This window comes from Acinetobacter sp. AYS6, from assembly GCF_025630795.1.
Classification (GTDB): domain Bacteria; phylum Pseudomonadota; class Gammaproteobacteria; order Pseudomonadales; family Moraxellaceae; genus Acinetobacter.
In genome coordinates, this window is record NZ_JAOTNV010000005.1 from 164,853 (window position 1) to 187,700 (window position 22,848).

The following is a 22,848-nucleotide window of genomic DNA, read 5'->3' on the forward strand; positions in this document are numbered from 1 at the left end:
GCTTAAGAATGAATTATAAGATTGAGGAGGTTAAGGAAGCAGAATTACCTTACGGCAGTCCTCTTCTCTTTCATTAAAAATGCGATAACCCTCTGCGGCATCTTCTAATTTCATTCGGTGGGTAATAATCGTTTCAGGTGATAAATCACCACGCTCAATCAGTTCTAAGAGTTGCGGTAAATATTGATGCACATGGGTTTGGCCCATTTTAAAAGTCAGCCCTTTATCAAAAGCATCACCAAATAAGAAACCATGAATCGGGCCTGCATATACACCCGGTACGCTGACCACACCACCACGGCGAACCGCGGCAATACATTGACGCAGTGCTGCACCACTTGAACCTTCAAGCTTTAAATTAGTTAGAACTGTCTCAATCACACTGCCTTTTGCCTCAAAACCAATCGCATCAATCACAGCATCGACACCACGGTAATTGTCGGTATGTTGAATAATAAATTCGGCAGCATCGACTTCGTCAAAATTCACTGGAATGGCACCGTATGTTGCCGCTGCATAGTTCAATCGATAGTCATTGTGATCGACCATAAATATCTTTTCAGCGCCGAGCATCTTGGCACAAGCAGCACTTAACAGTCCGACTGGACCAGCACCATAAATAGCAACGGTTGAGCCACGTTTCACTTGTGCATTGGTCACTGCCTGCCAAGCAGTCGGTAAAATATCAGTCAAGAAAAGTACTTTTTCATCTGACAGTGAAGTTGGCACTTTAAAAGGGCCTTTATTGGCTTTTGGCACACGCACATATTCCGCCTGCCCACCCGGTACACCGCCGTAAAGATGACTATAACCAAATAAAGCTGCACCTGGTGGAATCTGCTTTTTATTAATAATTGCGCCGCGCCCTGTATTGGTAGTTTCGCAGGCAGCAGTTAGGTCAAGTTGGCAAAAGAAACATTCACCACAGGCAATCACAAAAGGAACAATTACTCGATCCCCCTTTTTGACTGCGGTGACAGCTGGACCGACCTCTTCAACCACACCCATAAATTCGTGCCCAAAGATATCGCCCTGTTCGGTTCTAGGGATTTTGCCTCGATATAAATGTAAATCAGAGCCACATATCGCTGTGGCAGTTACGCGTAAAATAATGTCATCCGGTTCTTGAATAATAGGATCTGCTACTGTTTCTACTCGAACATCTTCTGCACCGTGGTAAGTTAGAGCGCGCATATTGTTATTCCTCTATTTTCTATGATGTCCTTTGATTATGAGGAGGGTTTCTTTACGGTTTGCAACGATTCTTACTCTTCACGTAAGGCATATAGTTCAAATGCAACGCGACAGAGATTTCAGTAACATTTAATGAATATAAGATTGTTTCATCTAGGAACGTTTTTGTTATTTGCCCCAACAAAAAAGCCAATCATCTCTGCAATAAAAGGATTGGCTCTATCTTAAAGATTTGACTTAATCTAGTTTAAGTTGCTGTCTAAGTTTTAAGATATCGACCAGACCTTTATCTCGGGTTTGGTATAAATCGATATCTTTATATTGTGTTAATAGCTGATTGGTTTGTGCTTCCAATAACTCTGTTGTCTCGTCTGAATGTTGAAATGCTTGCATATCGTTCCACCATTCTGTCATTGGTGGGCCTAAATGATGGATTGCCTCTTTAAAGCCTTTTTGGTTTGCAAGCTGCATATTAATGTAGGGACCAAATAGCGCCCATCTTAAACCTGGGCCACTGGTAATAGCGACATCGACATCTTCGGCAGAGCACACGCCTTGTTCAACCAATGAAAAAGCTTCTCGCCATAGCGCAGCCTGCAAACGGTTTGCGACATGCCCTTTTACTTCTTTATTTAAAACGATTGGATTCTTGCCCAGTTGTTTATAGAACTCAGAAGCTTGTTTTAAAATTTGAGGATCTGTCAAAGTACCACCAACGATCTCGACCAAAGGTAAAAGATGAGGCGGATTAAAAGGATGACCTAATAAAATACGTTCAGGATGTTGCGCCTCTTTTTGAAAATCAGACACTTTTAAGCCCGATGAACTTGAAGCAATAATAGTATGTTCAGGGCAATATGCTGTGATTTCTTGATATAGCTGTTGTTTGACATCAAGACGTTCAGGGGCATTTTCTTGAATAAAATCTACGTCTGAAATTGCATCTTTTAAATGATTAAAAATTTCCAGATGAAGCAGCATATCTGGTTGAGTATGGGTGTGTTCAGCGTTTTGGTCTAAAGCCAATAAATCGTTTAAATTTGCAGATATTCTATTTTTAAAGACCGCTTCATCTATAGGATAAGGGTCATAGACCTTAACTTTAAATCCTTTATATAAAAATAAGGCCGTCCAACTCGCCCCTATTACACCAGCTCCAACAACACCAACCGTTTTAATGACTTCCATATTTTCCTCGTAAGAATGTTGTTTTATTCGAAATTTCGTTACTCAATTGAATGCTAAATAAACATAGCAGATTCAACCAATCAATAAATTTAATTGTTTATATTTTATATAATTTGTCCTATATTCCTTAGCTTGAAAATTGATTCCTTTCATTAGTAGAACTTAATCTTTTACCATTATTTAACCGTTATTTACTGAATTTTATGTCAAAAAATCTAGCAACATTGATTGGTTTAAGTGCCATTCTCATGTGGGCATCTCTGGTCGGTCTGATGAAGCAAGTCAGTGCCGCCATTGGACCAGAGCTAGGTGTTACCTTTATTTATTCTTTAAGTGCACTACTGTTGCTTGCCATTTTTAAAGTTCCAGACTTTAAGCAGATCTCTAAAAAATACTTAATATTTGGCACTATTCTGTTCGTGGCTTACGAGCTTTGTTTTTCATTTGCGATTGCTTACTCTCAGACAGCGCGACAAGCAATTGAAATTAGTATTGTTAACTATCTATGGCCGAGTTTAACGGTTTTAGCTTTCGTTATTTTTAAGGAATTAAAGTTTAATTTTCTTATTATTCTCGGCTTACTTATTTCAATTTTTGGCATTATTTTTATTCAAACTGGAAGCGGTGATTTTAGTCTAAATAGTCTTGTCGATAATTTTCATAGCAACCCACTGAGCTATATTTTGGCATTTACAGGTGCCATCATTTGGGCTTTTTACTGTGTAATCACAAAAAAAATGAGTAATGGGCAAAATCCAATTTCCATTTTCTTTGTTGGTGTCGCGCTCACTTTATGGTTCAAGCTGCTTGTGTCGGGACAATTTGCCATCCCTTCAATGGATATTCCAACTGTAACCACTCTTTTAGTTGCATCTGCCGCTATGGGGCTTGGTTATGCGGCATGGAATATTGGCATCATTCATGGAAACATTACCATGCTTGTGGTGGCCTCGTATTTCACCCCAATTATTTCATCTATTTTGGCCATGTTTGTTTTACAAACTCAACTTTCCTTAAGCTTTTGGCAAGGCACCGCAATGGTGACGACTGGTTCCTTTATTTGCTGGGTTTCAACGAACTGGTCTGTGATTCAGCCTTTCTTTAAAAAATTAAGAAAAAACCAAAAAGTATTGTAGATTTATCGCAGTGCTTTTTTCAGACTTAAAACAACTCCGACGAAGAAGAATTCCCCCCTTACTCAAAGCGTGCTAATATCCAACTTCTGACAATTACCAATGTCAAAATAATTTCTAGAGGGAATAAGATGTTAAAAACTCAAAAAATCAACATCGTACAAGAATTTGATGCACCCGTAGACAAGGTCTTTGCAACCTTAAGTGAGCATGAAAATTTAAGTAAACTTTTCGCTCCTGCTAAAGTCACTCGCATTAGCGACGGAAAAGACGCGCGTAATGGTGTTGGCTCTGCTCGTAAAATGTCTATTCCACTCACCCCTTCATTTGTAGAAACAAATTTAATCTATAAAGAAAATGAACTGATCGAATATGCAATTACGAGCGGCATTAGCCCAATTAAGGGTCACCGTGGTGTAATGAAATTTACTGACTTGGGAAATAACCGTACTCGTCTGGATTACACCATTAGCTTTAAAGGCCGCGTTCCTTTTATAGGCCCGATCATTAAAGCTGCCCTACAAAATGGCGTAAGTCGTGGGCTTAAAAAACTCAAGTTTTGATTTAGATATATAAAATAAAAGGCCCGATAAAGGGCTTTTTATTTAGCCACAAAAACAAAAGCCGACTCGTTAAAGTCAGCTGAATACTACAGTTTGAGAAAATTGCTTAAATAGTTATTGTTCGTGGCAATCTTCTATCTATTTTCTTTTTCTAAAATTAATTTAACCCTTAATTATGACTAATTGATTAAAAACCCACCAAAAATACAAAATAAAAAGAGACTTTGTTATCACTTTACTTAATTAACGATATTTTATTATCATTAATTAAAAATGATGCATATCAATTACATCTTTTGATTTTTTGTAAAGTGCCTTATGCTTAAATTACGTACTAGCCGAAATAATTAACACAATGGAACATCAGAGTTTGTTAAAGGAATTAAATTCACTTATTGAATATTATTCCAAAAGAACAGATTGTCCGCCTACTCGAATTCGCATAGGTTACAAAGCCTATGCAAAACTCATGCAGAATCCAAAGTTTGCTGATGAAGTGTCAAACTCTGCTTTAGATCCAAACAAACGTAAATATAAAAAGTTGAAAATTAAAGTCACTAAAGATGACGATCAACTTGAACTTGAATAAATAAAAAGCCCAATTACGGGCTTTTTTCCTTTTAGAATGTGTTTGAATTTATCGCTAAGACAGCATTATTAAAAAATACTCGAGTAGCTTGTCTCGCTCATCTACACTATTTTTACTTAACAGCTGCACCATTGCCCCATCAATTGCAAATAGAAACATGTGCGCATCTTTTATTGAAGCGGTAGTTTTGACAGTAAGAAGTAACTTATAAATCTCATTTATAAACCAGTTTCTATAATCAACAACCACCCGATAAGCCGTTGCATAGCACTTTTCAATTTCAAAAATTGCTTTAAATGGCAAACGGTAAAACCCTTCTAAATTGGCATGTAAAAAGTAAATTTGCTTGAGTTTATCGAACACCATAAGTTCGCTATATGAATTGATAATTGAAAGGACTTTTACTTTGAGCGCATCCGTTTGAAAGGTTAAACACATCTCGATGAGTCGTGCTTTTGAATGAAAGATGTTATAGAAAGTCGCTTTAGGAATTTTGGCCTCAGCAATAATTCGGTCAACCCCTACCGTGTTAAACCCATCTTGAGTAAATAAATCTTTTGCCGTGTGCAGCACTCGTAGTGCTCTAAATGAAGGTTCTAAATTGTTCATGTATACCGATTAAAATAATTTTTTGTTGTATCTAAAAGAGATAGAAATGCCGTCACTCTTAAATTGAGTGCTAAAAACAGGCATGCAAAAGCGGCACTAAAGGTGTGCTCGCCTATCTCGGTTTTATTGTTGCTATGATTTTTTAGTCGTAACGAACTAAGGTTGTAGTAAACCTAGAGTCGGTTAAACCAATTTATAGAGTGCCTAAAAGGTGCAAATAGAGAGATTTTGGCAAAGGCCAATAAATAAGAAATAGTACGCATGTGCGGACTCCTTGTGTGTAAAGGAGTTCTACCCAATCACTGTCAAATGATGGTGGTAGAACGAGAGAAGGTTGACAGACTGACACACAAGAATCAGCACGCACAAGGCGTCCCTCCCTCGCCCTACCGCTACGAAGGGGGACGAACGAGTTCGCCACCAAAAAGAGAACTTTTTGATGTCTTGTGTGTTATATCGATCTGTCAAAATCGACTGGCAATGTAGGCCAGCACGCAAAGGATAGTATTCGCTCTTGTTGGCGTCAAGCGTGGGAAATGACAATCGTATTAAAGTAGAGCAATTGGGGAATAAAAAATAGGTAAGTCAATTATCACTAGAATTTAACTTACCCTAATCTTACTGATTTTAGAAAAATATTTTATTAGGCTTTTTGAATATATAAAATTAAATTTTTTATGGTTCAACCATTTCACCACTATAAAAAACTCTATTGGAATTATTCGTTAAACTTAAAGTCATTATTAAGTGATCTTGATCTAATTCATTAAATTTAGAAACCTCTATTGTTCTTCCATTATCACACTCATATAAAGCATATACTGACAAATCCTTATCTATAAGTTTAGAGTATCTAGTTTGTCCTTCTAAGGAATTTTTAGTATAAGTACAAGTTCCAGAAGTATTTAATTCTGGTCTATTAGCATTTTTAAAATCCATATTAAAAGATGTTCCTTTTTCATCAATGAAACGGATTTCTAATTTTAAGTGTGAAGGTCCTAAAGTTGTTAAATTAGGTGAGCTGAGGTTTGTCGAATTACTTTCGTGTGACTCCTCCTCTAATACTTTTGGTTGCTCTTCTTCAAATGAAGTATCAATATCCTTCGTATAAGAAGCACTACTCTCAGCTTGATAATCAATATTATTTATAGGGTTGTTAAATTTATTCTCATCTTGATATACGCTATCAGCTTCACTATAGGCTGGTTGCTCAACATAGCTTTGGGGAGAATTCAATAAATAAATTATAATTCCTACACATATAAAAATAATTAAAATTAAAAAATAAATAATTGATTTACCATTTCTTTTTTCAGTTTCTGTATAAACAGTCTTTAAATTTTTCTCATAGGAATTCGATTTTGAAAATTTATTCTTTAGCGCATCAAAACTTAGACCAATTGTTCCTAGAACTGTTATAGCTGCCATAACAATTAAAGGAGCAATAACTGAGCCTAAAACAAAAACACCTACTGTCCCCATAAAACTATGAGGTTCTATGATTGAATAAGCAACATAGTAAGGCAATAACAAAGCTAGAATATAAATACACCAAACAAAAAAATATCCAAATATTAGTAATAATGCCTGCACAAATAAGCTCCACCCAAGAATCTATCTCAGTGTAATATATTGAGCTGTTATTTGTTACTATTAAGGCTATTTAAATAATTTATCTTGTATATAACTAAATATACTCAACCTTATTTTTTCTACTTAATATTAAAAAGTACTTTAAGCTTTTTTTGAGAATATTTTCAGCTGTAATCTTCAAATTAATTTTAACTAGAGCTAACGAAGCAAGAATCAAGTAATCTATCTAATAAACGCCCCTAATCCATCAACTTTTTACGGCGATACAACCCACAATTTCCAGAAAATAACGCTGCCAATAAACACGTAATAATGGCATAAGTGGCAACATTCATTCCAAATAGCTCAATGGCTAAAATAATCGAAGTCAATGGTGCCTTACTCGCCCCAGAAAACAGACTCACTAAACCTAAGCCTGCAAGCAATGAAATAGGCAGATTTAAAACCGCCCCTAAAGCATTACCTAATGTCGCGCCCACATAAAACAGTGGCGTAATTTCACCACCTTTAAAGCCTGAACCTAGAGTAATGGCAGTAAAAACGGTCTTGTTAAAAAAGTCGTAAAACTCAATCGGCACATAAAAAGATGCAATGATTTTATCTGTACCCAAACCATTGTATTGCTGATGCGCAGTCAGCAAAGTAAGCAGCATAATGACTATACCGCCGACCATGGTTCTTAATGGCAAATAACGCACATATTTATAAAAGAGGTCACTCGCAAAATGAATGGCAGCAATAAAGAAACGTGCAGCCAGACCAAAGATTAGCCCTGCCGCAATTAAGCTCATGAGCGTGCCAAAATGAATGGCTGGAAACTCACTAATCACATAAAAAATATGCGGATGAACAATATCGAATAGTTCAGGGATGGTAGATGCAATTAAGGCTGACACAAAACATGGAAAAATAGCTGAGTATCTTAAATTACCTAAAGCAGTAATTTCTAAACCATAGATTGCACCTGCCAGAGGCAAGCCAAACACCCCTGCAAAGCCAGCACCAATACTGGCGATTAAACAGATTTTTCGGTTGTCTTCCGAGATTTTTAATATATGACTCAAGTGGTCAATTAAGGCGCCCGAAAGCTGAACCGCTGGTGCCTCACGCCCTGCCGAACCACCAAACAACTGCGTTAAAATTGAGGTGATAAAAATGATGGGGCTCATTCGTTTTGGAATAAACGACTTGGGTTGGTGAATTTCATCAATCAGTAAATGGGTTCCCCGTTCAATCGGTGATCCATATTTTTTAATGAGATAACCAATACCAAAACCCACAAAAGGTAAGAAATAGATGAGCCAGTGATGCAGGCTTCTTACTTTATTAGAAATATCAAAGGCCACAAAAATTAAAGTCGAGGCCAACCCCGCGACGACTCCAATCACAATCGAGATGACGAGCCAATAGACACTGTATTTTAGAATTTGATCATATTCAGATGAAGGTAGAATTTTCATTCGCGTTCTTCAATTAGCCTTTAAAATGGATGATAAATTCTCAATTTTTTTTATTCGGCCAGCTCATTAAGTGAGAAATGCTTAAACTGGGCTAAAAATTAAAGCCCGCATAAGCGAGCTTTCAATACAGTGATTAATTTTGATATCACTAAAGTGTGATAAATATCTCATAACCTGTCCTTGCTTTCAAGTTGAAAATGGTTAACGAGTATTGTGAAAATAGCTGACAGAGCTGATAAATGAGCAACTGATCTAGCCTGACAAAACGAATACTCAATCAGGCCAAATCATGTGTTCAAAACTCAATTAATGCTACCCATTACGGTGTCAGCATGACAGGTCGCGCCCTTGTCTGCGCTAATCTGAATAGTGCCACTACGGTGTGCCAGTACCTGCACTTCCATTTTCATGGCTTCCATAATTGCGACTACTTGACCTTCTGTCACTTGCTCACCATTTTCAACTTTCCATGAGCTAATCACACCATTAATCGGCGCGAGTAAATGCTCGGCACTCACTTCTGGCTCATTCGTTTGGGCTTGAACAGCGGTTGCTGGGCCTTGTGCAAACATGCCTGCAGGTAGACCTAAACGGTGTAACTTGCCATCAATTTCAATGTAGCTGAGCAACATCGGTTGTTGATGGTTTGGAATGCCACGTTTGGTTGGTTTTAACTCTTGTTTAAAGTCATTTTCGATCCAACGCGTATGTACATTAAACTCATCTGTAAAATCAGGCTCATTAAGTACCGCACGGTGGAAGTCTAAAACCGAAGCCACGCCTTCAATTTTAAATTGCTTTAGTGCACGTTTAGCACGAGCAATTGCAATTTCACGGGTTGGACCCGTCACAATCAGTTTTGCCATGAGTGAGTCAAAATGACTAGACACCAAGGAACCCGTGCGAACTCCTGTGTCGACGCGTACCCCGTTACCAAACGGCGCTTCAAATAAACTCAACACACCAAAGGCTGGAATAAAACCACGTGCTGGATCTTCGGCATTAATACGAAACTCAATCGCATGACCTTGAGCTTTTGGTGTTTCTTTAATAGAAAGCTCATGGCCCTGTGCAACACGAATTTGCTCAACCACCAAATCGACTTTTGAGGTTTCTTCGGTCACTGGATGCTCGACTTGCAAACGTGTGTTTACTTCTAAAAATGAAAGCTTGCCGTCACGACTCAGTAAATATTCAACTGTTCCCGCACCCACATAGTTTGCTGCCTGACAAATGTTTTTTGCCGAGGTTAAAATTTGTTGGTAAATCTCATCGCTAATAAATGGTGCTGGTGCTTCTTCAACTAACTTTTGGTTACGGCGTTGCAATGAACAATCACGTGTGCCGAGCACCACAATGTTGCCATGTTGGTCAGCAATCACTTGTGCTTCTACATGGCGCGGTTTATCTAAATATTGCTCGACAAAACATTCACCACGACCAAAGGCAGCTTTTGCTTCACGTACTGCCGACTCATAAAGCTCTTGAACTTCTTCGAGTTTCCACGCAACTTTTAAGCCGCGGCCACCGCCACCAAACGCAGCTTTAATGGCAATCGGTAAACCAAATTGCTTAGCAAATTCTAAAGCTTCATCTGCATTATTAAGTGGATCTTGCGTACCTTGAACCAATGGCGCACCAACCGAAGCTGCAATTTTACGTGCTTCGATTTTATCGCCTAGTTTTTCAATGGCACTTGGTGATGGCCCTACCCATTTTAAGCCCGCATCAATCACGGCTTGAGCAAACTCGGCGCGTTCAGATAAAAAGCCATATCCCGGATGAACCATAGTTGCTTTTGATTTTTTCGCAATTTCGATAATGGCTGGAATATTTAAATAGGTTTCACTGGCTGTCGCACCAGCCAAGCCCCATGCTTCATCAGCAAGTTCGACGTGCATGCTGCCAATGTCATCATCTGCATATAACGCGACCGAAGCAATTCCCATGTCACGGCAAGCATGAATAATACGAACGGCAATTTCACCACGATTAGCAATCAATAATTTTTCTGTATTCATCATTCATTCTCAAAATCTATAAATTCGGCAATTTTTTTAAATTTGATATGGCAACCTGCTGGTATCTGTGCCACCAAGTCCCAATGGTGTTTAGCAACAGAGCCAATAACCGGATATCCGCCCGTTAAGGGGTGATCATTCATAAACAAAACTGGTTGACCACTCGGTGGAATTTGCAAAGCACCAATGCATGTACCTTCACTTTCTAGTTCATGGGTTATTTTGCGAGTCAAAGGCTGTTCACCTGAAAGTCTGAGTCCGACTCGGTTGCTTTCATTGGTCACCAGCCACTCTTGCTGACACAGTAGTTCAATACTGTCTTGTTCAAACCAGTCTGTACGCGGCCCCATCACAATATCTAACTCAACCAAATCGCCAATTTTTGGCAAATCACTTTTGCCCACTTCATTTACGCTAATGTTGGCTGCCTTTATTTGCCCTTGATAAATAGTATCTCCGAGCTTTAAAGGCTCTGGGCCTAACACAGCTAAGCTGTCAAAGGAGGCACTATTCAGAACAGGTTCAACGTCTATACCACCACGAACTGCCAAATAATTTCGAAGCCCTGCTGTTGGTAGCTGAATTTGAAATTCATCGCCTTCATCTAAATCAATCGGTTGATAGCTTGCAAAGTCTGCGGTTTGCCCGTCAGCAAATTTCACACGGATGGTTGAGATGGCCCCAGCCACCGCAATTACTGCTGCATACTGCATTTTGGCCTTTAATCCGCCATTTAAAACTTCAATGACGGGTGTATCGGTTGGGTTCCCGACAATACGGTTAGCACTATGCATGGCAGACACATCCATTGCACCTGCAACACCAACGCCAATATTGGTCTGGTTTAAGCGCCCTTCATCTTGAATCAGCATCTGTAAACTTGGCGCGGTAATCTTAAACAGTGGCACAGATTGTTTCGGCTCAACCGTACGAGTGATTTGCAGCGGTACATTTACGGTTGTAGGCTGATGCGTGACATCCTCAAAATGTACGGTCATGCCCGGTAAAAGTAATGCCGGATTTTTTCGTTCTAAATCCCACATTTTTTCTGATGTAGTCCCAATCAGCTGCCAGCCACCCGGACTGTCTTTTGGGTAAATACCAGAATATTTTCCAGCCAAGCCCAACGAGCCTGACGGTATTTTTTTACGCGGAACCGTTAAGCGTGGAATATCGGTAAACGGTCGGTCAGGACTGCTCATATATGCAAAGCCCGGCGCAAACCCAATAAAAGCCACATTCCACACGCTTTGGTGATGTTTTCTAATCACATCAGCCACCAACAGCCCTTGCAAGTCTGCAACTTGAGCAAGGTCTTCGCCATCGTAACGAATCGGAATAATCACTTCTTGGCTGCTACGCTCAAATCCAGAATCAATTTTGAGACTCTGAATTGAAGCAACCAACGTTTTAAAATTGGTTTCGATTTCGTTAAAAAAAACCAAAATTGTTTTTGCCGCAGGGACTAAGTCTTTAATTCCATTCAATTGCGTATTTTGCAATTTATTGTACAACGCCAAAGTTTCCTCTAAGCTCGCAAGCTCAATCAGAAAACAATCGGCGTTTACCGATAAAAAACGCATTTGCTTATCCTTTTAATTCTTCTTTAGCCCAATTAGCCTATCCAAGCACGGTCAGGAATATCGGTAATAAACATGTAGCCCGGTGCATGGCTAATGGCAAAAGGAATTTTCGAGTTCATGACGGCGGCTTGCGGTGTTACCCCACATGCCCAAAACACTGGAATTTCACCCGCTTCAATGCGAGAAGCATCACCAAAGTCAGGCTTATTTACATCCAAAATTCCTAAGCTTTCAGGGTGACCAATATGTACAGGTGCACCATGCACACTTGGCATACGTGCTGTAATTTTTACCGCTTCACTAATTTGATGCGATGGAATTGGTCGCATGGAAACCACCATATTTCCTGAAATACGTCCTGCTGATTCACATTGAATATTGCTCAAATACATCGGTACATTGGTGTCGTCATGAATATGGCGAACTTCAATACCCGCTTCTTGCAAAGCCGTTTCGAACGAAAAACTACAGCCAATTAAAAACGTGACCAAATCAGGATGGGCGTTATAAATCTCTCTTGCATCTGTTACTTCATCGACCATTTCGCCATCTTTCCAAATGCGATAGCGCGGGAAGTCAGTTCGAATGTCTGAATCTGCCGCAAGCTTGGTTGCATAAATGCCTTCTTCGAGCACATCAAGTACCGGACAGCTTTGCGGGTTGCGATGTGCATAGAGTAAAAAGTCATATGCCCACTCTTTTGGCACCGAAATCATGTTGACCTGCGTCATGCCCGCGGCCATCCCTGCTGTCGGTTTATCAAAACCTGCACGGATTTTTAAACGCGCATCTAACGCGGCTTCAAGCTGAGCTGGGTCGACTTTAATATCCTTATACATTGTGCTCATCCTTATGCTTTGTTTACAAACGGGCGAATTTCAATATTGTTTTTTACAAGCTCGGCTTTAATGGCAGCCGACATTTCTAGTGCACCGTCGGTGTCACCATGTAGACAAATGGTGTCAGCTTGAATTGGGGTAAATACACCATCAATTGACTCAACTCCACCATTTTTAAGCATAGACACCACACGGCTGGCAACAAATGCCGAGTCATGTAAAACTGCACCTTCGAGACGACGAGACACCAGTGAGCCATCACTGTTATAGGCACGGTCTGCAAAAGCTTCAGATACCACTTTTAAACCAGCAGCACGTGCTTGCTCAACTAAGTTTGACCCTGCCAAAGCCACTAAAACTAGTTCAGGGTTATACATTTTAATCGCATCAATCACAGCTGCTGCCTGAGCTTGATCATGTGCAATGGTGTTATAGAGCGCGCCATGTGGCTTAACGTATTGCACTTTTGAGCCTGATATTTTTGCCAAACCATCGAGTGCAGAAATTTGGTACAGCACATCGGCAATCAGTTCGTCACGTGACAAATCCATATTACGGCGGCCAAAACCAACCAAGTCTGGATAAGACACATGAGCACCAATGGTCACACCAAGCTCAACTGCTTTACGAACCGTTTTTAAAATGCCGAGCGGGTCGCCAGCATGGAAGCCACAAGCAATATTGGCACTGGTCACGACAGGTAAAATCTGATCATCATTACCCATTTTCCATGAGCCAAAGCTTTCACCCAAATCACTATTTAAATCTACAAACATGGCATTATTCCTTTATCACTTAACAAAGTCTGGCTTAAAGCTTGGTCAAATAGTTAAACACTGTCGTAAATGACATATAGCCCATCCACCACGTCAACAGACATGTTAATCCACCCAAAATAAGCAACCATTTTGGATAGTTATAATTACCCATTAAATCTTTACGGCACGCAGCAACATACACAAAAATTGTAAGACCAATTGGCAACACCAAACCGTTAAAACCACCCACAAAAATGAGTAGACCTGCCGGAGTTGCGCCCAATAACACATAGAGTAATAAAGCTAATGCGATAAAGGTAATGGTCGTATAGTTGGTTTGTTTTGGCGTTAAGTTCTTTTTAAACGCGGTAAAGAATGAAACTGAAGTATATGCTGCGCCAATGGTGCTACTAATGCCGGCTGCCCAGAAAATTAAACCAAATAATTTAAAGCCAAATGTACCCGCTGCATATTGGAATGCTTGAGCTGCCGGATTGGCGTTATGGCTAGCTAAATCAATCGTTGCACCGCTCACTACCACACCTAAAAAAGCCAAGAACAATACATAGCGCATAATGCCAACAACAATAATGCCCTTGGTCGCAGCTTTAGCAACTTCATCAATATTTTCAGGACCAACCGCACCTTTATCGAGTAAACGATGGGCACCTGCATAGCAGATATAACCACCAACTGTACCGCCGACAATGGTGGTTATAATGGCAAAGTCGATTTGGTCTGGAGCAAAGGTTTGGTGCACTGCTTGCCCAACTGGAGGCATTACAATGACGGCAACAATAATAATCAGCAGAATTTTAAGCAATCCCAACACGATCATGCTTTTATCCATAGCAAGCGTTGCTTTTCTTGATGCAAAAATCAAAATGGCTAACGCACCACTTAAAATACCGCCCCACTTTGTGTCTAGGCCAAAAAGTGCATTTAAACCTAAAGCCGCACCTGCAATATTACCGACACTAAAGAAAAACCCGCCTAAAATCACCAGAAATGCCAGTAAATAACCACTACCCGGTAATGCTTTATTGGCAATGTCTGATGCGCGCATTTGAGTGAGTGTGACCACACGCCAAATATTTTGTTGAACTACATAATCAATGAGAATTGAAACTAAAATGGCAAAGCCAAATGCAGCACCTAACTTGACTGTAAATACAGCAGTTTGGGTTAAAAATCCTGGCCCCATTGCAGAGGTCGCCATCATAAAGATTGAGGCAACAATGGCCCATTGGCGATCTGATAAAAAAGAAGATTTCAGTAAAGACATATTAATGCGTTCCTCATCCATTTGAGCTTAACAACGCTATTTTCAAGTTGAACCAAGAACACCATTTCTTTCCCAAACGATATTCTTTAATCCTTTTAAATGACAAAGATTCCCTGTTCCCCAATCAACACAATCGGTGATCAAATCTTGTATTTAGAATAAAAACATAGCTAATCCCTACGAACAATAAGACTTTTTACATAAAATCAAAAACTCAAGCATTTGATTTTAAATATTTTTATTGATATTAAAAAATCAGGATAAATTTTACTTATTGAAGTACATAAGCTGCTTTTATGGTTTTACATACAAAACAGCTTTTTTAAATAAGAAAAAATATTGATGAGAAATAAAAAAACCGAGCTTATTTTTTAATTTGCTCATTGAGTCGTTGCATCGCACATTCAGATACTTTCACGGCGACTTCGGTTAGTTTTTCTTTCAAGGCAACATCATTCCCCTGAATGTAGATCGAGGTGAAATGAAAGGTCTTTAGCTGAATGGGGGTATTTAATATTTCTAGTCGGCCATCGGTAATTTCTTTTAACGCCGTTAAGGTCGGCACGACAGCAATGCCTAAGCCCTGTTCAGCTAAACGCAATAAAGTTGCAAGTGAATAACTGGTAATTGAAAGTGGTTCATCAATCCCTTGTTCCTTCATTCTGGCTTTCAATTCTTTATAAGGATAGGTAATTTTTGGGTAAGTTAAAATCGTATGAGACATCAAGGTTTTCAATGACATCTGTGCAACTACGCCTTTAAACGACGGTGAAGCCAAAAAACTCAGCTCAAAATCACACAGTGCCTGTTCAATACATTCAAAAGCCAAAGTTGGCCCCAGTAAAAAGGCCATGTCCAAATCCCCTGTTCGCACCCCTTCTTGTAAATTGGGGGTAAGATCCACCACAATTTCGACTGAAATTTTTGGGAACTCTTGTTGAACCTTTTCGATATATTCAACTAGCCACGTATAAACAATGGTTTCGGAAACGCCTAAACGAATGGTGCCAGTCAGGTGCTGATTTTCGGTCAGTTCAGCCACCAAATCTGTTTCGAGGCGCATAAATTTTTCAGCATATTTAAATAAAGTTAAGCCTTTATGAGTCGGTTTAAGCTGACGAAAGCTTCGATCTAAAATTTTAAAACCTAATTCATTTTCAAGAGCTGTGATTTTTTGAGAGACCGCAGGCTGAGTCGTTTGCAATTTAGTCGCAGCCTTATTGAAGCTATTTAAAGTCACAACCCAATAAAATGCTTCAAGATTCTTTAAATTCACGTTTCATCCTGTCTTAAAAACTCCTTTACTTTTATAGTATGGGAGTTTTTTAAGTCATTAGGCTACCCATTTATTCATTTTTATTTGAATCTTTATCATTAATACGAGACACACTTTTAATCAATTATTGCACCAGCGGTCATGTTTACAACCGTTGCAGTCATTGAGTTCGCATGCTCCGATGCAAGAAAAGCAACCGTTTCTGCAACCTGAGAAAGTGTGGGTAGCCGTTTTAGCATAGTGCTCTGGGCAGCGCCTTCCAGCCATTGTCCTATGCTGAGCCCCATTGCCTGTGCTTTTGACTCAAATAGTTCACGCGTGTAGGAACCAGCTTGAACAGCATCACTAATTGCATGAGAGCGCACACCTAATACACGTATGTTTTTAGGCCCTAGCTCACTAGCGAGTGCTTTAATAAAGGCCTCTATTCCAGCACAGCCCACAATATGCCCCAGATGTCCCGGGATCGCCATCCGAGCTGAAGGTGCCACAATTGAAATCATTGTTCCGCCACGATCGCCACCCATATAAGGAACTACAGCTTTAGATATATTAAACTGAGCGGTAAGAAATGGATTGATTCCCCCGACAAACTCGTCAAGATTTAATTCCGAAATTTCTTTGCCTTGATTATGTATAAAACTAGTCGCATTGATGACTAGATCTAGACCATCTGTTTCTTGAGCAATTTGAGCCACGGTATTATTTATTGACTGACTGTCTAACACATCAACGCTGGCAATACGAACTACGCTTCCAAGTTGCTGAAGTTGTGCCGCAATATTTTGAAGTTTATTTAAATCTCTTGCGCATAAATAGACATCTGCGCCTTCACGAATAAAAACCTTCGCAATGGCAGTACCAATTGCTCCACTGCCTCCAAAGATGACAGCCACTTTTCCCTTAAGCAACATTGCGGCATCCTCTTGTTATTATGTGCCATCATGAAGTTATGACACACAATCAAATGTGATGCAATTTTATACAATTTAAAGTTTATATGTGCTTATCGGACATGAACAAAGATAATGTCTAAATCTCGTTTTGGTACAAATTTGGTTTTAGTCATTTGAAATTGCGTTGGGCTTATTTTGTTGACTTTGCCATCCCAACAAAATGAAACCAGCTCATTTTTATCGCGCTCAACCGTTAGCTTAAAGTTTTCAATGGGCTTGGCCCAATTTGCACCCGTTGTCAAAATATAGCCCAAAGCACTAAACGGAGAGTTTTCAGCACTCGCTTTTTTTAAGCCTTGCTTAAATTGTTTGTCCATACAAAATTGTTGGTTATATTCATCTGGATATAGAGCAACTGAACCGCCCACCAAGGGTTTATATTCATGCTGAATTTTAGTTAAACCATTAGCTTTAAAAGTTTGCTTCCAACTGTAGATCACTTGAGATGACCATGGGATTACATCATCTTTTTTAAACTTGGCTAAAATTTTCTGTATGTTCGGTGTCTTACATTGTTTTAGCTTATCTACATAATAGTCATAGTCATAATCATAGTTGTTACGTGCCCAAGGATTTAGCATATCTTTTTCACTAAAGCCACACTGCTTAAATTCTTCTGTCGTATCAATGAGGGGTGATTTTTCATCTTTTTGAATGAACGTTCTGACATGCATGTCCGGTTTTATATTTTTCCCATCAACCACAATCTTAAAGCTTTTTAAAAGTTCTTCTGTATGGGCAAAATCAGACTCAAAGAAATTATCGATACGCGGTAAGGGAAATAAAATAGTTTCAGTGACATCCTTATTGCTTAGGTTTTTATAGAGATAATCGACTTTAATGAGTTTTTTACTAATAAATAGCTCTTCGCTTTGCATGGCAATCTGCGAATTTTTAAGATATTGAATCCCACCCGTACCCACGTAACCCGTAGAATCATTGGCTAGACTATAGGTCGATAGTTGGACCAAAACAGCAAAGGTTATTACAAGCTTTTTCATTTTGAAGTGCTCTATGTCATTTTCTAATTATGGACTGTCAATCTAAGGTAAATCATAGCTGTTAAAGCATAAAAGTTGTTAATCTTTTCCTTTATGAGAGATGAGGAATATAGTCAAATGTTTATAGATTTCAATCAAAAAAACCGCCTAAAGACGGTTCATTCATACACTTAAAATCTATTTAAATTTTAATGAAAATTTATTTTTTGCTTCGTCATCTTTTTTTGCACACTAATTTTTCCAATAAAGTTAGTCAGCCATAAAATGCATTCATCACGATGTTCAAAATGAGGAATCAAGCTTAGATCAACTTTTATATCTCTATCCGCCAAAGGTAAACTCAAGCAATACTCAAAGTCGATAGAGTTATATTTTAACTTTAGATCTTTTTCTTCGGCTTGCTTTTTGATTTCCGCCATAATTCGATTAAGGTTAACAATCAAGTTATTTGAAACTTGGTTATTTTCATAAATACGCTCATATACGTTTTCAGCAACGTCGATGTATTTTATTAGCTCCGCATTTTCGTTCATATCATCTATCTTCCCCTTTTTTTAAAGATTATGAACAGCTAAATGTTTAATTGCGTTACTTGACACGTTACTTCTGTGAAAAATGTATATTTATCTTTACCAAAAGATATAACTAACATGTTGTTATTTATTATTATTCAATAGTTATCTGCACATTTGTATACATTTAATATTGCCTAAAATCTGAATGTAGATAATTTAAAAAGTTAGTTATGATGAAGTCTAAAACAAAAAAAACCGCCCCAGAAGGCGGTCGCTGAATAAAAAACCAGCAGTATACAGAAGCGTGGTGGACCTACACTTCTATATTCTTTTATGAAGGAGTTTTATTAGTTTTCATAAAATCCTCAGATTTAAAATAATTGATAATCATGTCGGCATGCTCTTCTTTTGCAGGAGCGACAGATACAGGAAATGCATCTTTCGACATTTTAAAACCCGGTGGAAGAAATTGGGAAATTGGTGGTAATTTAGGTTTTCCACCTTCCGTAATTCGTTCAATAAAACCAGCTAGCCAAAGAAGATATTCTCCTTCATTTGCAAATTTTGGCATGACACTCAAATCAATTTGAACTTTGCACTCACTCAACGGTTTAGTTAAGTTTTCTTCAAAGTCTATATAGTTGAACTTGAGCTTAAACTCAGTTCCCTTGATAGCTTTTCGAATTTGACTAATTAAACAGTTAAGGTTCTGAGTAATGTCATCAGTGAATAAGCTATCTTTTTTAATATTTTTATAAACCTTTTCGGCTACAGCTAAATACTTTGGCATTAACCTCTCTCCGTATATTGTTATAAAGTGCTGATCTATGAATATCTTATGACTTTGATTATGCTGAAAGAAGTGTAAGCAAAAGTAATCTTATTGGAGTCAAGTGTAATTAGTTAGTGCTTTGTGTAAATTGCACAAAAAAAACACCTAAAAAAATTATGGTTTTGATAACTCATCCACAAAATGAATGGTTGAATAGAGATCATTTGAAACATTTTCTTTCATATTTATTTTACCATTTGGTAAAATTAAAATGTTTTCATCTGCTTATCGCGTCGAACTAAACCAAGAATAGACCTACGTACTCTTATTTCTTCCTCAGAAAATGGCAAATGTTCTGTGAGTTCATGAATTAGGAGGGAATTATTTTCTATCAAGAAACAGTCTTGTTCTGTTGTCCAATGAGAAGTGGTTGACTCAATTTGTTTTAAATAACGTTTCATATTTCCTGGCAGATTTGTTTGCAAACAAAAGAAGCCTGCCGATAGTGCAAGCTTATATCTTAGATTTTGTGGTGATCATTATTATAGCAGCCTGTGGATCATATGTTCAGTTGATATCGTCATTTATCTTCATCGCCTCTAATAAATAGGCTCCATAAAAAAGCCCACACACTGTGGGCTTCCTAAATGTTATTTTGCGGCATTCACCCCAACAATAAACTGACTACAATTAGAACCTTCAGATGCATTGCCTAATTGCTTTTCAGAAAATTTGAATTTAGCTGCAACAGACTCATAATCTTTTTTAAGGGTTTGGCCTGTTAACTCACCTAGCTCTTTTACCTGTTCAGGTTTCAAGATTTCATGTTCAACCGCTTGATTGACCATTACACAGGCTGTGGTCATCGCGTCATAACGTGCAGCGGTTTTAGAGTAAGCTAGAGCACCAAATACTCCACCAACAATTAAGCCAACGATTACCGCTAAAGTTACATGCATTTTATTCATTTTTTAAATACCTAAAATCTAACTAAAAGAGGAACACTTTAAGGTGTTGTGTTCAAGCCCAATCAAGATAACGGTATTTACATGATATAAAAAGTTAGATTCTGTCACATTTATTGATAGGTTAAGTGAAGTGTGTTTTATCAATTCAAAAGGAAAATATCAGACCTTCCTAGTTCTCTTTCGTTTTTTGCTTGGCACTTCTAAAGCAATAACCACCTTACCTGTACCTAACCCGCGGAAAAAATAATTAATGATATATAAGAATAAAAGGCCAAAATAAAAAATCGGAAAAATACTAAATAAGCTAACTGCTATTTCCCAGAACATAACCCCTACTCTATAGTTATAACTAAATGCTATAAGTCCACCTTTACGTCTAGGTCTGTGCTGAGAAATATCATCATCAATAAAGTGAAAAATTCCCATAATCAAACATATTGCAAATGTACTTGAGACTAAAGTCTTTTTAATTAGAGGCTTTTCTAGCCAAGGGTATTTTTTTGAAGATTCAAATTCGGCTTTGAAAAAAAATTTATAAATTTCTTCTTGATAAGCTTTATTAATCCCATATTTTTTAATAAAAAAATAGCAGATAACACAACCAACAAAGAACATGACTATGGTTATATAAAGGCTATAAAGAATCGTAAAAAACGGTAATGGGCCTTTCGTACCAACAGTCACATGCATAGTTTGTGTGATGTATTGATATAGCTCGTACTGCCATTCATTTTTAGGATAAGCAGGAAATACAAATAAAGGAATAATAAAAAGAATGAAACATATAGCTATATTTCCTTTGTTTTCTTTACTTTTCCGTGCAAGCGTAGAAAGAAAATTTTTAGAAGTCATATCTATATTTTATAATTGCTGATATTTCACCTTTTAACACCTTATTAGATAGTATCATTTCATAAGTCACATTTTAACCCTTAAAAACATCTAAACCAATGTTTTAATTAACATTAGACTCTCTTCACTATTGATATACTTTTATCTAGCTTAATATCTGTCTTAGCACCGATTTCTGATCGCAATAAATATATAACATTACTTATGCCCTTATTTAACTCTTCAGTAAACTCTTTAATAATTCCAGTTATTTTATTATTTTTTTCGTCAAATGCTTCTTCTTTATCAATAATCGGTTGCATAAGTTTTCCTGCATCCTCAATTTTAAACTCTATCAACTTAAATATATTTTCTTCTCGCTCATCTTGAAGATTATTAATACGTAACTCATCCAGTTTATGATATAAAATATTTAAGTTATCCAAGCTATCACTATGTCTCTTTACTAAGTTTTCTAGTTCTTGAGATAAATCGAAGTATCCCGTAAGCTCAAACATTAAAAACTCAATTTTTGGCAATATTAAATTAACAAAATCAACAACTTCCTTCTTAGTTCTTGTATCACATACAAATATGACTTTATCAAGATTTGTAGAAAAAGTCATTATTCTATTCAACAACTCACTTTGGAAAGAATGCTTTTCAATTTGCAATACTTGCAAACCTGATAATAATAAAGAATATGATTCTGCAAACTCTAAATATACTGTTTTCCTAGTTTCTGCTAATCGAGATACTTTTTGCAAATGTAATGCTGTATACCAAGAAAGTAAAATACCAACTACAATTCCAATAGCTCCAATACATGAAGCAATTAATGTGTAATTAGCTTGAATTTGTGCACCCTTTAAAGTAGCAATTGCTGAAAATAACTCTTCACTCATACAAAAATTTAAATAGAAGTTAGTAGATAACTTCTAATCATTACACAGAGTTTCTGATCAATAAACTTATAATATTTCCCCTCACCCAAACCCCAACAAAAAATATTCAAGCAATCGCTTTCTTTCATCAGGTTTATTCGGGTCTAAAAGTTGAACCATTGCCCCATCAATCACAAACAAAAACATGTGTGCATCTTGTTTTGAAGCATTTTCATTAGTCGTTAAAAGCAGTTTATAGATTTCATTGATCAGCCAATTTCGATAATCAATGACGACCTGATACGCCTTTGGATGTGCCTTCGAGATTTCAAAAATCGCTTTAAAAGGCAAATGGTAAAGCCCATCTAGATCAGCATGTAAAAAGTAAATCTTGCGGAGCTTTTCAATTACGGTTAAGTCTTTTTGGACATAGATGATTGAAAGTACCTCTTGTTTCAGGCCATCTTTTTGAAAAGTTAAGCTCATTTCAATGAGACGTTCTTTTGAGTGAAAGTAATTATAAAAAGTGGCTTTTGGGATTTTTGCCGACTCAATAATTCGGTCGACTCCAACATTATGAAAGCCGAATTTATTAAAAAGATAGCGGGAAGTGTGCAGCACACCTAAAGCACGAAATGGCAGATCTGAATGTGGCATAGTTTTACCGTTATAAAAAATTATTGTTGTATATAAATGAGATATAAAAACCGCCACCTTTTATGGGAGAAAAAAGGCATAGCAAAGCCCATAAAGACTGTGCTTGGCACATCTCAAGTTTTATTGTTGCTAAGTTTTGAGTAAAAACGATTTAAAGTCTGAAAACCTATGGG

General features: G+C 37.7%; 23 protein-coding genes. 3 read left to right on the top strand and 20 right to left on the bottom strand.

Features of this window, described 5'->3' with window-relative positions; all coding sequences use genetic code 11:
• Positions 1 to 30: 30 nt before the first annotated feature.
• Positions 31 to 1,194 (bottom strand): zinc-dependent alcohol dehydrogenase, encoded by a 1,164-nt coding sequence (locus tag OD757_RS05430; protein ID WP_009388756.1) that lies wholly within the window; start codon positions 1,192 to 1,194, stop codon positions 31 to 33.
• A gap of 237 nt (positions 1,195 to 1,431) precedes the next feature.
• Positions 1,432 to 2,382: a 3-hydroxyacyl-CoA dehydrogenase NAD-binding domain-containing protein gene (locus OD757_RS05435; protein ID WP_263031121.1), complete on the bottom strand. Its 951-nt coding sequence runs from the start codon at positions 2,380 to 2,382 to the stop codon at positions 1,432 to 1,434.
• Between the two features lie 203 nt (positions 2,383 to 2,585).
• Between OD757_RS05435 and yddG the strand changes: the two genes are divergently transcribed.
• From yddG to OD757_RS05450, 3 genes are all read left to right on the top strand, one after another.
• Positions 2,586 to 3,518, top strand: coding sequence for an aromatic amino acid DMT transporter YddG (gene yddG, locus OD757_RS05440; RefSeq protein WP_263031122.1), 933 nt, complete (start codon positions 2,586 to 2,588; stop codon positions 3,516 to 3,518).
• A 128-nt stretch (positions 3,519 to 3,646) separates the two neighbouring features.
• Positions 3,647 to 4,078 (top strand): SRPBCC family protein, encoded by a 432-nt coding sequence (locus OD757_RS05445; RefSeq protein WP_263031123.1) that lies wholly within the window; start codon positions 3,647 to 3,649, stop codon positions 4,076 to 4,078.
• 355 nt (positions 4,079 to 4,433) lie between these two features.
• Positions 4,434 to 4,667 (top strand): hypothetical protein, encoded by a 234-nt coding sequence (locus tag OD757_RS05450; protein WP_263031124.1) that lies wholly within the window; start codon positions 4,434 to 4,436, stop codon positions 4,665 to 4,667.
• A gap of 54 nt (positions 4,668 to 4,721) precedes the next feature.
• Here the strand turns inward: OD757_RS05450 and OD757_RS05455 are convergent, their stop codons facing one another.
• The 18 genes from OD757_RS05455 to OD757_RS05540 all read right to left on the bottom strand — a co-directional run bounded on the left by OD757_RS05455 (position 4,722) and on the right by OD757_RS05540 (position 22,675).
• A complete protein-coding gene (locus OD757_RS05455; RefSeq protein WP_263031125.1) occupies positions 4,722 to 5,276 on the bottom strand; it encodes a TetR/AcrR family transcriptional regulator in 555 nt (184 codons plus the stop codon).
• Positions 5,277 to 5,951: 675 nt separating this feature from the next.
• Complete coding sequence (locus tag OD757_RS05460) at positions 5,952 to 6,869, bottom strand: hypothetical protein (RefSeq protein ID WP_263031126.1); 918 nt, start codon at positions 6,867 to 6,869, stop codon at positions 5,952 to 5,954.
• A 239-nt stretch (positions 6,870 to 7,108) separates the two neighbouring features.
• Complete coding sequence (locus OD757_RS05465) at positions 7,109 to 8,329, bottom strand: chloride channel protein (RefSeq protein WP_263031127.1); 1,221 nt, start codon at positions 8,327 to 8,329, stop codon at positions 7,109 to 7,111.
• A gap of 302 nt (positions 8,330 to 8,631) precedes the next feature.
• Entirely contained in the window at positions 8,632 to 10,350 is a 1,719-nt protein-coding gene (locus OD757_RS05470) for an acetyl/propionyl/methylcrotonyl-CoA carboxylase subunit alpha (RefSeq protein WP_263031528.1), read from the bottom strand.
• Positions 10,350 to 11,933 (bottom strand): urea amidolyase family protein, encoded by a 1,584-nt coding sequence (locus OD757_RS05475; protein ID WP_263031128.1) that lies wholly within the window; start codon positions 11,931 to 11,933, stop codon positions 10,350 to 10,352. The genes OD757_RS05470 and OD757_RS05475 overlap by 1 nt, the downstream gene beginning before the upstream one ends.
• A 32-nt stretch (positions 11,934 to 11,965) precedes the next feature.
• On the bottom strand, positions 11,966 to 12,781 hold the full coding sequence (locus tag OD757_RS05480) for a putative hydro-lyase (RefSeq protein ID WP_263031129.1): 816 nt from the start codon (positions 12,779 to 12,781) through the stop codon (positions 11,966 to 11,968).
• Between the two features lie 2 nt (positions 12,782 to 12,783).
• The gene (locus tag OD757_RS05485; RefSeq protein ID WP_263031130.1) at positions 12,784 to 13,548 is read right to left on the bottom strand and encodes a LamB/YcsF family protein; all 765 of its coding nucleotides are present in this window, start codon (positions 13,546 to 13,548) and stop codon (positions 12,784 to 12,786) included.
• 34 nt (positions 13,549 to 13,582) lie between these two features.
• Positions 13,583 to 14,836 carry an NRAMP family divalent metal transporter gene (locus OD757_RS05490; RefSeq protein WP_263031131.1) on the bottom strand — a complete coding sequence of 418 codons (1,254 nt, stop codon included), beginning with the start codon at positions 14,834 to 14,836 and terminating at the stop codon, positions 13,583 to 13,585.
• Between the two features lie 343 nt (positions 14,837 to 15,179).
• Positions 15,180 to 16,091: a LysR family transcriptional regulator MumR gene (mumR, locus tag OD757_RS05495; protein WP_263031132.1), complete on the bottom strand. Its 912-nt coding sequence runs from the start codon at positions 16,089 to 16,091 to the stop codon at positions 15,180 to 15,182.
• Positions 16,092 to 16,207: 116 nt separating this feature from the next.
• Positions 16,208 to 17,005, bottom strand: a complete 798-nt coding sequence (locus OD757_RS05500) for an SDR family NAD(P)-dependent oxidoreductase (RefSeq protein ID WP_263031133.1) — start codon at positions 17,003 to 17,005, stop codon at positions 16,208 to 16,210.
• A 92-nt stretch (positions 17,006 to 17,097) separates the two neighbouring features.
• The gene (locus OD757_RS05505; protein ID WP_263031134.1) at positions 17,098 to 18,048 is read right to left on the bottom strand and encodes a DUF4424 domain-containing protein; all 951 of its coding nucleotides are present in this window, start codon (positions 18,046 to 18,048) and stop codon (positions 17,098 to 17,100) included.
• A gap of 188 nt (positions 18,049 to 18,236) precedes the next feature.
• Entirely contained in the window at positions 18,237 to 18,581 is a 345-nt protein-coding gene (locus OD757_RS05510; protein WP_009388836.1) for a hypothetical protein, read from the bottom strand.
• A 313-nt stretch (positions 18,582 to 18,894) separates the two neighbouring features.
• The gene (locus OD757_RS05515; RefSeq protein WP_263031135.1) at positions 18,895 to 19,353 is read right to left on the bottom strand and encodes a hypothetical protein; all 459 of its coding nucleotides are present in this window, start codon (positions 19,351 to 19,353) and stop codon (positions 18,895 to 18,897) included.
• A 248-nt stretch (positions 19,354 to 19,601) separates the two neighbouring features.
• A complete protein-coding gene (locus OD757_RS05520) occupies positions 19,602 to 19,796 on the bottom strand; it encodes a hypothetical protein (RefSeq protein WP_009388782.1) in 195 nt (64 codons plus the stop codon).
• Positions 19,797 to 19,985: 189 nt separating this feature from the next.
• The gene (locus tag OD757_RS05525) at positions 19,986 to 20,303 is read right to left on the bottom strand and encodes a hypothetical protein (protein WP_009388789.1); all 318 of its coding nucleotides are present in this window, start codon (positions 20,301 to 20,303) and stop codon (positions 19,986 to 19,988) included.
• A gap of 159 nt (positions 20,304 to 20,462) precedes the next feature.
• On the bottom strand, positions 20,463 to 21,155 hold the full coding sequence (locus tag OD757_RS05530; protein WP_263031136.1) for a hypothetical protein: 693 nt from the start codon (positions 21,153 to 21,155) through the stop codon (positions 20,463 to 20,465).
• 113 nt (positions 21,156 to 21,268) lie between these two features.
• Positions 21,269 to 22,039, bottom strand: a complete 771-nt coding sequence (locus tag OD757_RS05535; protein WP_263031137.1) for a hypothetical protein — start codon at positions 22,037 to 22,039, stop codon at positions 21,269 to 21,271.
• A gap of 81 nt (positions 22,040 to 22,120) precedes the next feature.
• On the bottom strand, positions 22,121 to 22,675 hold the full coding sequence (locus OD757_RS05540) for a TetR/AcrR family transcriptional regulator (RefSeq protein ID WP_263031138.1): 555 nt from the start codon (positions 22,673 to 22,675) through the stop codon (positions 22,121 to 22,123).
• Positions 22,676 to 22,848 lie beyond the last annotated feature (173 nt).